General features: G+C 60.1%; 9 protein-coding genes. 2 read left to right on the forward strand and 7 right to left on the reverse strand.

Going from position 1 to position 12,994, the window contains the following annotated elements; all coding sequences use genetic code 11:
* Positions 1-3,414 (reverse strand): N,N-dimethylformamidase beta subunit family domain-containing protein (locus FHX03_RS27590; protein ID WP_183856384.1); only part of this gene is annotated, 3,414 nt, incomplete at its 3' end.
* Between the two features lie 571 nt (positions 3,415-3,985).
* Here FHX03_RS27590 and FHX03_RS27595 point away from each other — a divergent pair.
* Positions 3,986-5,299, forward strand: coding sequence for a polysaccharide biosynthesis/export family protein (locus FHX03_RS27595; RefSeq protein WP_183856556.1), 1,314 nt, complete (start codon positions 3,986-3,988; stop codon positions 5,297-5,299).
* A gap of 79 nt (positions 5,300-5,378) precedes the next feature.
* Complete coding sequence (locus FHX03_RS27600; protein ID WP_183856386.1) at positions 5,379-6,887, forward strand: O-antigen translocase; 1,509 nt, start codon at positions 5,379-5,381, stop codon at positions 6,885-6,887.
* A gap of 51 nt (positions 6,888-6,938) precedes the next feature.
* Here the strand turns inward: FHX03_RS27600 and FHX03_RS27605 are convergent, their stop codons facing one another.
* The 6 genes from FHX03_RS27605 to FHX03_RS27630 are packed head-to-tail and all read right to left on the reverse strand — an operon-like array spanning position 6,939 to position 12,482.
* Complete coding sequence (locus FHX03_RS27605) at positions 6,939-8,168, reverse strand: DegT/DnrJ/EryC1/StrS family aminotransferase (protein WP_183856388.1); 1,230 nt, start codon at positions 8,166-8,168, stop codon at positions 6,939-6,941.
* Entirely contained in the window at positions 8,165-9,136 is a 972-nt protein-coding gene (locus FHX03_RS27610) for an NAD-dependent epimerase/dehydratase family protein (protein WP_183856390.1), read from the reverse strand. The genes FHX03_RS27605 and FHX03_RS27610 overlap by 4 nt, the downstream gene beginning before the upstream one ends.
* Positions 9,133-9,852: an acyltransferase gene (locus FHX03_RS27615; RefSeq protein ID WP_097627779.1), complete on the reverse strand. Its 720-nt coding sequence runs from the start codon at positions 9,850-9,852 to the stop codon at positions 9,133-9,135. Before FHX03_RS27615 ends, FHX03_RS27610 begins: the two co-directional genes overlap by 4 nt.
* Positions 9,842-10,945: a DegT/DnrJ/EryC1/StrS family aminotransferase gene (locus FHX03_RS27620; RefSeq protein ID WP_097627780.1), complete on the reverse strand. Its 1,104-nt coding sequence runs from the start codon at positions 10,943-10,945 to the stop codon at positions 9,842-9,844. Before FHX03_RS27620 ends, FHX03_RS27615 begins: the two co-directional genes overlap by 11 nt.
* On the reverse strand, positions 10,942-11,979 hold the full coding sequence (locus FHX03_RS27625) for a Gfo/Idh/MocA family protein (RefSeq protein WP_097627781.1): 1,038 nt from the start codon (positions 11,977-11,979) through the stop codon (positions 10,942-10,944). Before FHX03_RS27625 ends, FHX03_RS27620 begins: the two co-directional genes overlap by 4 nt.
* Positions 11,976-12,482: an acyltransferase gene (locus FHX03_RS27630; RefSeq protein WP_097627782.1), complete on the reverse strand. Its 507-nt coding sequence runs from the start codon at positions 12,480-12,482 to the stop codon at positions 11,976-11,978. The genes FHX03_RS27625 and FHX03_RS27630 overlap by 4 nt, the downstream gene beginning before the upstream one ends.
* Positions 12,483-12,994: the final 512 nt, after the last annotated feature.

Genomic DNA, 12,994 nt, shown 5'->3' on the forward strand with positions numbered 1-12,994 from the left:
GTTACCGCTGGCAACCACGCCGCCCGAACCGTTGGCCACGCCACCCTTCTCGGTCGCATCGCCCGCATCGGCAACCGCCGTCGGCGTCGTGTTCGAGCTCGGCGTGGTAAACATCACATCGACCCAATAATTCGTCGACTGGAATGTGGTCGTGGGGAACTGACTGTTGTTGCCATAGCGGTAGACACCATTGCCGCTGGCCGGTGCTGTCAGCGGACCGCTGGTCACATTTGAGGTGAAGTAGTTGGTGGTCGTGGAATAATGACCGGTATTCGTGTGGTAAGACGCCGTGTAGGTTTGCCCGGCTGTCAGTGACACCGGACTGGTGAAATAGGCAGTCTGCCAGCCGCTGGTCGTCTCGTTCGTGAAGGTGAGGGTCGCAAGCCGTGTACCAGTGCTCGACCATAGTGAACCTGTATGCGTTCCCGTATCGAGGTCGCTCTTGTAGAAACGAATGCCGGTGACGGTGCCCGCCAAGGAGGTCTGGAATTTCACGCCGAGTTCAACGGCCGAGGTATCGTTGGTGTTGATCACCGCCGGTGTCGCTGCACCGAAGAGAGAGGTGTAATTCGGCCCGCTGACGGTGACCGTTCGACCCGTCGAGGGTGTTTCCAGGTTGACGTTGTCGTCCACTGCGCGAGATCGGATGGTGTAGGTGCCCGCGGTCTGCGGCGACCACTTATAAGTCCAGTTCTCATCGCCGGTCGCTGGATGCCAACTCGCCCCGTTGTCGGTCGAGACCTCGACCGCGGCGATAACCCCGCCTCCTGAATCGGTAGCTGTGCCGGTAATCGTCACGGTGGATCCAACGGCCGCCGTGGCGGGCACCGTGATCACCGAAGTCGGTGCAGTATGATCCGCCGAAGCCGTTGCCGCAACGAGCCCGGATTGCAGCGTCCCGGGCTGAATGCCCATATCGGCCAGCAGATTGACCATAGCCTGCTGCACGCGGGGATCGGTCGCAGTCGCCTGATTGTCATGATTGTCGCTCAGGCCCCACGTCCAGTAGACGGTACCGGCGCCGAACACCAGCGCACCGCTGGGCGCCCGATAAAGCGTCAGATTGTGGGTCGCAGTCGCATTGCCGGTCGTGTTTCCGTAGTCGAGCAGGTAGGTGCTGACCGGAAGCGTCGTCGATGAGAGCTTGACGAGACCAGCCGGATCGAAGCCGTTGTCAGTCGCTTCATCCCACTCGTAACCAAGATAGTTCTTGGTGAGCGTTGCCGTCTGGCCAGGCTGAAGATTGGCGACGCTCGTATTGCGCCAGAAGCGCAGGTTGGCGTCGTCGTATCCGACGGTGATCGCGGCGAGATTGCTGCCGACATCGTCGACCTTGAACAACTGCCCGGTCAGCGAGTTTTCCGGGTTTCCGCCGCCGATGGCAGGTGGGCTGAGACGCGGATCACGGAAGGTGCCCGTCCATTCGTTGGAAGGGTCGATGCTGCTGCCAGGCGCCCATGTCTCCTTGTAGGAGATAAGTGTGCGATAGGGCGTGCCGTCGGCGCTGTAGGCGTTGCCCCAACGGGTGCGCCAATAGACTTCGTTGCCGCTCCAGAACATCAGGTTGACGCCCGCGTCGCGCGCGGCTTCGACATTGGTCCGCTGCTGTCCCGACCAGTATTCGTCGTGCCCGGCATCGATATAGGTCTTGTGATTAAGCAGGAGACTGCCATAGCGGTCGACGTCGACACCCGACATATAGGAGACGTCATAACCGTTCTGTTCCAGCCAGTAGATGCCAGCATATTCGGCGCCGAACAGATAGTCCTGCGGGCCGGCATAGGTGCCGACCCCGCCGCGGGTTGCAATCGGCCTGTTGTAGCTGACGGCATAGGCGCGACCAGCGCCCTGGCCCGTCGCTGGGCCGTTGCCGCCATAGAAGTTTGCGCCACCCCAGCCGTTGTAAGCTTGCCAGGTCTCGTCTGCGGTCTGGAAGACAATGTCGCTGTGGCTGGCATCGTCGCGCACGATGAACGGGATTTGATTTTCGCCAGAGGTGCCATCCTGGCGCACAAGCTTGGCGATGTAGACGCCTGAGACAGCATCATCAGGTACGGTCCACGAAGCCGAAACCGCCCAGTTGCCGGCATCGACCGTGCCGGTCGTCGCATTTCGCAACGGACTGGGCTGGGTCTGCAATCCGGTATGCTGCATTGTCGCGACCTTGCGCGCGCCCATGCCGCCATAGTAGCCGAGTCGATAGATATCGATCCGGTAGTTGGTAGAATTCGTGTTGATCTTGAAGTTGATCGTCTTGCCGTTGTCGACGCTGATGTCGGTCGCAAAGCCTTCGATGTTGGTGCTGCCGGCACCGTCGATACCCCACTCGCTCTCCGGGTTGCCCTGCTTCTGGTTTTCCAGGACGATCGCGTTGCTGGCCGCCGCCGCAGCGGCCGCCAGATTTTGCGTCGTCAACGATCGCTGCGCAGAAGGTGGAGACGGCGTCGTCACCGAGCCGGAAAGGGTGCCGACACCCTTCGTGGTAGTGCCCTTTCCGGTCTCTCCGCCGCCTGGCAACGATCCGTTCAGGGCCGTTGATTCTGTCCACGTTGCGGTTCCGCGCCAGCCTGAGAGAGGAGACAGGCTACGATCGAGAAGCGGGTCGCTGACCGAGGCTCCGATGGCCTTCTTGATCGCCTCCGCATAGTCCGGTCCGTCGGTCAGCTTTGATCCCGGCAACTGACCATCTTGCTGAAGCAGGGCGCCGCTATGGGCGTAATCGAGAATCCGTGTGGGGGACGTATAGTAGCCGCACCCGCACACACCAAAGGGCATGCCAACCGCCAGGGCATTTGCACCAGCATGCTGCACGGTCGACTGCGCCGACGGCGTCGATTCGAGAATGACGACTTTGCCCGAGTGCGCACGCTCGCTGGCGACGGCGGCAGAATCGTGGCCCGACGAGGTCGGTGAAGGGCTTTGCGGCAGATATGGCGCCAAAGGATCGTCGCCTATGAGGTTCATTCCAGCGTAGGTGCGGTAAAGGGGTGATGCCGACCCGAATGCAAGTCCGTGCGCGTTCCCCTCGAAAGGGGCAAAATCCGGCATATGAACTGACAGTACGGACGCGGCTCTATTAGCGCTTCGCTTTCCGATTTCGCGATTGACTGTGAAAGCGTCGGGCAAGGGCGGCGCTACAACGCCGTCGTCGGCCCGACCGTCAGAGTCACCGTCCACGCCCGCGATCTGCCCAACGTCGTGCTTGTTGAGCGCCGCGTCCTTATGGGGATCGCCGACAAGGGGAGCCTGCTTGTTTCCATCCGCCGTTTGCACCCCTGCCGCGAGTTGGGCATCATCCCCTTGCTTTCCGGCCGGCTTGCGCGGCCTTTCCTTTCCGCCGACAGTCAACCATCGGGGGACCAGCGAATCCAGCAGGAGTGAGCGCGAAGTCCACCGGCGAGCGTTGCGATACATGGCAGGTACCTCGCGAGATTGTCAGGGTCGAATCTATATCGCTTAAACGCGAAGTTCTGAAGTATAGTCGAAAATTAGCAGAGTATATCCTACTCCTTTCGCTCTACTGGCGGCATCCTTTTGGCAAGCGGCCGTGTTGCGCGCCCGCGCGATGGATCAGATGCGTGATGGCGGAGATTGCGGTTTCCTGTGCAAGGCTCGCAGCCGCGAAGAGAGCGAAGCGGTGGGTCATCGTGCGGTAAGATCGGCGATCCGGAGCATACAGGCGCTGCCGAGGGGTTGCGCTTCACCGAAGCGAGCGCGCCTATTTCTGCGTGCAGAACCTGTTGATTTTGCGCGACAACGCCTGTGTGCGGCACCGACGATACATGTTTCTACTCAATTTAGGCTGAAGCACCCTCCCCACCTCATCAATATTGATGTGGCAAAGCAAACGACCTCCACCTTCCTCAAGGCTTCGCCAGACTGCACACTGGCGATGCAGCTTCGGAATTTGGTTCCGGCGTTCGAGCAGAGTTCAAGGTAATCGTATCAGCGTCCGTGTAAGAATGTTTGCAGGCGAGACATGCATATGAATCTATCGCACCGCGCCCCTCGCGTGTTCTTTCGCGCGACGTTTGTCATCAGCACACTCGCCTTTCTCGCCGGAGCGGTGCCGTCTGCTGTCGCCGACAGCTCCCCCTTGGCGCCACAAACGAGAATCCGCCTGACAATCGTCCAATGGATCCAGTCCAAAGGCCAGTTTGAGCGATGGGACGGGATTGGCGGCGACTATACGGTTTCGGATGCAGGTACGGTCTCCCTACCCTTTCTGGGGTCGCTGTCGGTTGGAAATCTGGATAATGCGGGCCTTACCAGCGAAATTGCCAAGCGCCTTCAAGCGAAGATGGGTTTGGCCCAGGCGCCTGCGGTGACCATCGATATCCTCGACTATCCCTCCATTTACGTCGTCGGAGACGTGGTAGCGCCGGGAGAATACAAGTTTCGCTCTGGCCTCAGCGTCCTGCAATCCCTGGCCATGAGCGGCGGCCCGTTGCGGGCTGCGGCACAGCAGCAATCGCAGACGATCAGGCTTGCCGGCGACTTGCGGGAGATCGACCATTCGCTGCTGCGCGGTTCGGCAAAACTCGCGCGGCTGCAAGCGGAGATGGCCGGGAAGAAAGAGATCGCCTTCGATCCGCCGCCCGCTGCCGATCGGCAATATGCCGAGAGTATCTACGAGGAGGAGCGGGTCATTTTTCAGGCCCGTGCAAACGCACTGGACAAACAGTCGGTGGCGCTCGTCGAATTGCGCAATCTCTTGACGGCGGAAATCGAAACAATGCAAGAAAAGCTGAAAGGCTCGGATGACAATATCCAGTCGGTCGAGGAGCAACTGACGAGCGTGAAGACGCTGGTCCAGAAGGGCCTGACAATCAGCTCACGCCAGATGGATCTGGAACGGTTGCTCACCACCTATCGCTCCGACCGGCTCGACCTCGTCACCGCCATCATGCGGGGCCGCCAGGCAACCAACGAGACGACGCGCAGTCTCGAGGGACTTTCCGACACTCGCCGTAGCGAGATCGCGTCCGAGGTGCAGGCGGAAAGAGCCAATCTCGATCAGCTGAAATTGAAGCGCGACACCACGCAACAACTTCTTCTCGAAGACCTGGCGAACGGCGCCAACGTGAATAACCGCGTTGACGAACTCCCCCTGACGTTCGTCGTGAACCGGCGGGACAATGGACAGGTCACTCAATTCCAGGCCTTGGAAACGACCGAGTTAGCGCCGGGCGACGTGATCAGGGTAACCCGGAGCCGCAGCATCGCCGATGCGCCGTCCGAAGACGCCGCAGCTCTACCTGCTCAGACCGAGGCGCATATCAGTCAGGTAAGCCGGTGATAAGCGAAAAGCATGTGCTGCAATCGAGCCTGCGGCGGGGATTGAACGCCGGCACAGGACACACGGCTGGGGGCTTCCGATGACTTTGCGCATTACCCCACCCGGCAGCCAGACCTACACCGAGATCCTCAAGTCGACGATGCTGATGGGCGGCGCTTCGCTCGTGAATGTCGCACTCAGCATTATCAGAAACAAGGCGATGGCCGTCCTGCTCGGGCCTGAGGGCATCGGGCTTATGGGCCTTTATAGCTCGATTGTCGATATCGCGCAGTCTATCGCGGGTCTGGGCGTCGGCGGCAGTGGCGTGCGCCAAGTCGCTGAGGCAGCCGGCACCGGCGACTCAGCGAGGATTGCCCAGTCGGCAACCGTGCTGAGACGCATATCGGTGGTGCTGGCGCTGCTTGGGGCGGTTCTTCTCGCCGCATTGGCATATCCTGTCTCAAGTTTCACTTTCGGTGATTTCCAGCACGTCGGCGGCATTGTGCTGCTGTCGCTCGCCGTTTTCTTCCGGCTGGTGTCTGCGGGGCAGAGCGCATTGATTCAGGGCCTGCGCGGCATTGCCGATCTTGCCCGCATCAACGTGCTTGCCGGGCTCATCGGTACGGCCGTGAGTATCCCGCTGGTCTACCTGTTCGGGGTCCAGGCGATCGCACCGTCGCTCGTGGTCATTGCAGCTGCCTCGATCCTTCCGACCTGGTGGTACAGCCGGCGGATCTTCCCGCATCCATCCCCAATGCCGGCGCGCCAGTTCAGCCGGGAGGTGTCGGCGCTGCTCCGGCTCGGTTTCGTCTTCATGGCAAGCGGACTTCTGACCTTCGGTGCGGCCTATGCCATCCGTCTCATCGTGCTGAAGGAGGGCGGCGTCATGGCGGCCGGACTGTATCAGGCGGCCTGGGGCCTCGGCGGTCTATACGCCGGTTTCATCCTGCAGGCCATGGGGACGGATTTCTATCCGCGCCTGACCGCAACGATCGACAACAGTGCCGAATGCAATCGGCTGGTCAATGAACAGGCGGAAATCAGCATGCTGCTCGCCGGCCCCGGCCTGCTCGGCACGCTGACGCTCGCGCCGCTGATGATGAGCCTGTTCTATTCGGCTGAATTTCATGGGGCAGTCGAGCTTCTGCGCTGGATCTGCCTCGGAATGATGCTGCGGATCATTGCTTGGCCGATGGGTTTCATCGTCGTGGCGAAGCGTACCCAGGCGATCTTCTTCTGGACGGAGGTTGCGGCGGCAGTCGTGCATGTCGGGCTTGCCTGGCTCTTCGTATCGCTGTTCGGTACGCGCGGCGCCGGCATGGCGTTTTTTGGCCTCTATGTCTGGCACAGCATCCTGATCTATGTGATCGTGCGGAGGCTGACCGGTTTTCGCTGGTCCGCCGCCAATCGCAGACATGCGCTGCTGTTCCTGCCTGCATCGGGACTGGTATTCCTGATGTTCTCGATTTTGCCGCTATGGCCGGCGACGGCGATCGGCTTCGTCGCCGTCGTTCTCTGCGGGCTCTATTCGCTGCGCATGCTGATCGACCTGCTTCCGCCGGAATCCGTGCCGGCAATCATCCGCGGATGGATCACGAAATCAGCATAACGAACAATGCGCGCATCCGAAGATGCGCGCATTCTTCGTTATGCCGATTGTTCAGGCGAGAGCAACATCCCTGGCAGGTTGCACGGCAGCCGCTCCGACGGTCGCTTCCGCAACGGCGGCGCGAAGTGCCTCGACAACCCGGTCCATGTCAGACACCGTCATCTGGGCATAAAGCGGCAGGATGATGGTTTGCTGCTGCGCAGATACGCTTCGCATCAGGCTCGAGGCTGCGCGATAGGAGCTCTCACCTGAATAGGCTCCCTCCAGGTGAATGTTCATCACACCACGCCGCGTCGAGATACCCTGATCGAGCAGCGTCTGCATGACGGCCCTCTGGTCGACCGTATCGGGCAATCTCACACAGAAGCTCTGCCAGTTGCTGCGAGCCCAGCGCGGCTCGGCCGGCAGGGAAAGCCCGGTAATCGTCTGCAGACGTTCGCAATATTGCTCGGCAAGCAGCCTGCGCTGGGCAACCAACCCCGGCAGCCGCCGCAATTGCTCGCGTCCGACGGCCGCCTGAAGATCGGTCATCCGGTAATTGAAACCCAACTCGTCATAGTCTTCGAAGATGACCTGCTTCGACCCGTGACGAACGGCATCGGTGACGCTCATGCCGTGCTGGCGCCAGAGCCGGAACTTCCGGTCATATTCGGGATTGGCCGTGGTCAGCATGCCGCCATCGCCCGTGGTGACGACCTTCCTGGGGTGGAAGGAGAAGCACGCAATGTCGCCATGCGCTTTGCCGATCTTTTCCCAACGCCCATCCCACAGGATTTCGCTTCCCGTCGCACAGGCGGCATCCTCGATGACCGGTATCTGATGGCGCTTGCCGATCTCGACGACAGCGCGGAGATCGCAAGGCATGCCGAGTTGATGCACGCAGAGAATTGCCTTGGTGCGGGGCGTGATTGCCCTTTCGATCAGACTGGCGTCGATGTTGTAACCATCGTCTTCGATATCAACGAAAACGGGCACCGCATCGCAGTATCGAACCGCATTTGCCGTCGCGATGAAAGAATGGCTGACCGTCACGACTTCATCACCGGCGGATACGCCGACCGCCTTCAGCGCCAGATGCAACGCAGTTGTGCAGTTGGACATGGCGCAAGCATGCGCGGCGCCCACAAAGGCAGCGAATTCACGCTCGAAAGCCGCGACCTCCGGCCCCTGCGTCACCCATCCCGACAGAATAACGCGGCGCGCAGCCTCAGCCTCTTCCTCCCCGAGGACGGGTTTGGCGACCGGGATTGTCGCCAGTATTGTAGATTGAGATGAACTCATGCTGCCTGCCCCCCTGCGTCGGTCTGCATTTGCCACCAGGCAACGAGATCACGAAGTCCTTGCTCCATGGAGATCTCCGCCTTGAAGCCGAGGAGCCGTTCGGCCTTGCTGATATCGGCAAGACGACGAGTCACGCCGTTGACCGTGCGGGCTTCTTTATGCTCCGGCTCAAGTGAGGAGCCCATAATGTCGCTCAGCATCTTGGCGAGTTGCAGCAGGCTTATTTCCCTGCCGCTCGCGACGTTGAACACTTCGTCCGTGACATCGCTTTTCGCCGCCAAAATGTTAGCGCGGGCGATGTCGCGGGCATCGACGAAGTCCATCGTCTGGCTGCCGTCCCCGTAGACGAGGGGCGGCATTCCCGCCGCCAAACGCTCCATCCAACGGATCAGAACCTCCGTATAGGCGCCGTAGACGTCCATGCGCGGCCCGTAGACGTTGAAATAACGGAGCGCGACATAGCGCAGACCGTACATTTCCGCGAAGCTGCGCATCAGCCCCTCGTTGAATACCTTCGCCGCGCCGTAGATCGTCCGGTTGTTGTAGGGATGATGCTCTTCGGTTGTGGGAAAGCTCTCGGCCAGCCCCAAAACGGAAGCCGAGGAAGCAGCGACCACCTTCGAAACACCGGCCTTGACGGCAGTTTCGAGAACATTGAACGTGCCCTCCGCAAGGACATCAAAAGCCAGTCGTGGCTCTTCCGCGCATTGCGTGATGCGGATGGCGGCCTGATGGAACACGATATCGACGCCTTCGAAGACTTTTGCCAGAAGCGTTCTGTCGCGGATATCTCCCTCGATGATATTAACGTACCCGCTGGCTATTGCCGTACTGAGATTATCCCGGCGTCCGCGCACGAAGTTGTCGAGAATGATGATCTCACGCGGTTTTTCCAATGCAACGAGATCGGCAATATGCGACCCGATCAGGCCGGCTCCGCCGGTAATGAGCACCCGTTGATTTCTCACGATCTTCCTCCATGCGATATATCCAGCACAGGATCAGCCTCCGTGCGCCAGCGTATGAACTTCGCCGGCACGCCGGCGACAACTGAAAACGGCTCGACATCTGAGACGACAACAGCGCCCGCACCGACGATCGCGCCTTTGCCGACGGTCACTCCGGGAAGGATTGTGGCGTTGGTTCCGATGTCGGCCCACGCGCCGATACGGACCGGCTTGATTTCGAGATCCGTGCGGATGATCGGCACATCGACCGGCAGGGCCGTGTGGCTGGAGCCAAGCACCTTGGCGCCAGGTCCCCAGCCGACACAATCCTCGATCACCAGATCGCGCGCGTCGAAATAGGCCATCGGCCCGATCCAGACATTGTCGCCGATCACGCAGGTACCGTCGAAGCGTCCCTGGATATAGGCCTGGGCGCCAATAAACACGCCATTGCCGATTTCGAATGTTTCCGGATGCTTGAAACCGGCACCGCCTGCAACCTGCAATCCTGCGCCGCAACTTCGCGCGATCGCTTGCCAGATGGCCTTTCGCATCAGAGTATCGATGACACCGTCCCCGGCCGCGAATCGACCGTAGAGCTCAATCAGGCCGGCACGCCCATAAGATTGCCTGAGTTCTTCGGCCAACCCAGCCTGGTAGGCCGGGTCCGCCGGCCTTTCATGACGGCCATGGACCGCCTGCACGACCCGGGCCTCGCCGGCACGACTAGCTGACATAGGCGTACTCCAGCGCAGCGGCCACCTGATCGACGTGCCACGCCGGCATCTCGGGATAGATCGGCAGCGAGAGCACCTCCCGTGCGGCGGCTTCCGAGATTGGGAAATCGCCAGCTTGGTACCCAAGGTCGGCATGGGCCTTCTGCAGGTGAACGGGAATCGGATAGTGCAGCCCGGACTGGATGCCCTCCGCGCTCAGCCCGCGCTGAAGCTCGTCGCGATCGCGGCTTCTGATGGCATAGACGTGGTAGACGTGACGCCGGTCGGCGACTTCGACAGGCGTCCTCAAATTCGGCGAACCGCCGAGCAGCAGCGAATAGCGGCGGCCATGGGAGCGCCGCGCTTCGGTCCAGGCTTCGAGGTGCCGGAGCTTGATGCGCAGGATCGCACCTTGAATGGCATCCATGCGGTAGTTGAAGCCCTTCAGCAGATGGTGATAACGCTGTTCCTGACCCCAGTCGCGCAGCATGCGCATCGTCTTGGCCTGATCGTCGCTGTTCGTGACGACGATACCGCCCTCGCCGCAGGCGCCGAGGTTCTTGCCGGGATAGAAGCTGAAGCAGCCGGATGCGCCGATGCTGCCGGCGCGCGCGCCTTTATACTGCGCTCCATGTGCCTGGCAGGCGTCCTCGATGACCGGTATCCGGTGGTGGTCGGCAATCGCTTTGATCGCGTCCATATCGGCCATCTGACCGTAGAGATGGACGGGAATAATGGCCTTGGTTCGGGGAGTGATCTTTGCCTCGAGCTGAGCCGGATCCATCGTCAGCGTCACGGGCTCCACATCGACGAACACCGGTCGTGCACCTGCGTAGCAGATCGCCGACACGGTCGCGACGAAGGTAAACGGCACGGTGATGACTTCATCGCCGGGGCCGACACCTGCCGCGAGCAGCGACAGATGCAGGGCGCTCGTCCCGGTGTTGACGGCTATCGCATGTTTGACGTTGCAATAATCCGCGAATTCCTGCTCGAGCCGGGCGACCTCCTCGCCCAGTATGTATTGTCCCGAGCCGAGCACGCCGAGCACGGCGGCGTCGATTTCGCTCTTGATCGATTGATATTGTGCTTTGAGGTCCAGGAACGGGATCATGCAATGCGCCTCGCCTCTTCGAGCTCAATGATGCGACCGCGCTGGGCGAGCGACCGGCTTGCGGATTCAAGGATGCGAACAACGCGCAGCCCGGCTTGGCCATCGGTAATGGGCCGCGAGCTCTGCTCGATGCAATCGACGAACTGATCCAGCTCGCGTTTCAACGCTTCGGTCATATCGAGCTTCGGCGCCCACATGTCGCCGCTGCGGTAGCCGACCATCATCTGATGCACCTTCTCCCCGTAGGCCTGGGAATTCGGGTTCAGCGTGATGCCCTTGTCGTAAACCTTGATCTTTTCGCTGGGCTCCAGATCATCGTAGACGACCATCTTGTTGCTGCCGCCGATCAGCGTGCGGCGCACCTTGACCGGCGCCAGCCAGTTGACGTGGATGTGGGCGATAAGCTTGCTTTCGAAGAAAAGCGTCAGATAGGCGATGTTCTCCGGCTCACCGAGCACGTGGCTCATGCCCGTCGCAGACACAGCCACCGGCCTTTCCTGCACAACATGGTCCAGGATGGACAGGTCGTGCACCGCGAGATCCCAGATAACGCTGACATCGTGCTGGAAGAGCCCCAGATTGACCCGAACCGAGTCGTAGTAATACAAGTCGCCCAAGCCGCTTTCGACCAGTTCGCGCATCTTGCGGACGGCGCCGGTGTGAACGAAGGTATGATCCACGGCCAGCACGAGGCGTCTGCGCGCGGCCTCCTCGACCATCCGGGCGGCTTCCTCCGTCGTCGATGCCATCGGCTTTTCGACGAAGACATGCTTTCCGGCCATCATCGCTTGCATTGCGAGCTTGAAATGGGTCGAGACCGGGGTTGCGATGGCGATTGCATCCACTCTCGGATCGCGCAGAACTTCCTCGAAATTGTCGGTGATCGTCACCGCCGGATACCGGCTTTTCACAGCCGCCAGCCGTTCGACGTTGAGATCACAAACTGAAAGGAGCTGCGCGCCGGCCGCTTCAGAGATGTTACGAACCAGGTTCGGGCCCCAATACCCATACCCAACTACAGCAATGCCGATCATCGCATTCCTCCCAACACTTGCATGTCAACTGACCGGTCATGAACGCGACCGGTGATTCTCGCCGGAACGCCGGCAACAATGGCGCCGGCAGGCACATCCTTCGTTACGACAGCGCCGGCGCCGACCTGTGCGGCCTCGCCGATGGTCACGCCGGGCAGAATGGTGGCGTTGCTGCCGATCGATGCGTGGCGCTTGACCAGAGTGGGGATGACGACCCAATCGGCCTCCGTCTGCAGACTGCCGTCCGAATTGACGGCGCGCGGGTAGGTATCATTGGTGAACATGACCCCGTGGCCGATAAAAACGCCGTCCTCCAGCGTCACGCCTTCACAAAGGAAGGAATGGCTGGAGATCTTGCAGTCTTTTCCGACGAGGACGTTTTTCTGGATTTCAACGAAGGTGCCGATGCGCGTTCCCGCGCCTATCGTACAGCCGTAGAGATTCACAAGATCCCGATGGTGGATAACGCAGCCGTCACCCAGGTTGACGTTCGATGCAATCATCCCAACTCGCCCCCTACGCTTCAACAGGCCCTGACGTGGGTGAAACCGGCCATCGCAAGAATGCATCCAAGGTTTCGTTTCGTCAGAGCAAATATTTCCTTCCCTTCAAAAAGAATTGTTTTCTTCATCTGAGTAAAGAAACAAAACGTTGAAGCTCATTCACCTAAAGGCGTATCTGCTTACGAAAATCGGATGACGAGCGCATGCGAACGTCTATGACCATCGACCATCGGCGGCGACAGGTCACGCGCCGAGCGATCCTGATCCTCCACGTCGAGGACGGGCATAGTTTACATGGGTTTAGCGCATTCGACTATATATATGTAGCAACCTGACGCCCCGCCATACAAATGAATTAGCCGAGATCGATCATTCTCAACTATGTAGCCATTTGTATATTTGCGTGGAACTTATGTGTTGAGATAACCACTATTAATTAGTTTAACATCTTGGAAACTGTGTTAATAGTTTAGCACTTCTGGTTATTAAACTCCCATATTTACAGAGGGGTT

Origin of the sequence: Rhizobium sp. BK456 (genome assembly GCF_014194045.1) — a bacterium.
GTDB lineage: Bacteria > Pseudomonadota > Alphaproteobacteria > Rhizobiales > Rhizobiaceae > Rhizobium > Rhizobium redzepovicii.

Excerpts from the sequence above, each read along its gene's own strand:
- FHX03_RS27595 (WP_183856556.1), top strand. The coding sequence starts at position 3,986 with ATGAATCTATCGCACCGCGCCCCTCGCGTGTTCTTTCGCGCGACGTTT.
- FHX03_RS27600 (WP_183856386.1), top strand. The coding sequence starts at position 5,379 with ATGACTTTGCGCATTACCCCACCCGGCAGCCAGACCTACACCGAGATC.
- FHX03_RS27605 (WP_183856388.1), bottom strand. The coding sequence starts at position 8,168 with ATGAGTTCATCTCAATCTACAATACTGGCGACAATCCCGGTCGCCAAA.
- FHX03_RS27615 (WP_097627779.1), bottom strand. The coding sequence starts at position 9,852 with ATGTCAGCTAGTCGTGCCGGCGAGGCCCGGGTCGTGCAGGCGGTCCAT.
- FHX03_RS27620 (WP_097627780.1), bottom strand. The coding sequence starts at position 10,945 with ATGATCCCGTTCCTGGACCTCAAAGCACAATATCAATCGATCAAGAGC.
- FHX03_RS27625 (WP_097627781.1), bottom strand. The coding sequence starts at position 11,979 with ATGATCGGCATTGCTGTAGTTGGGTATGGGTATTGGGGCCCGAACCTG.
- FHX03_RS27630 (WP_097627782.1), bottom strand. The coding sequence starts at position 12,482 with ATGATTGCATCGAACGTCAACCTGGGTGACGGCTGCGTTATCCACCAT.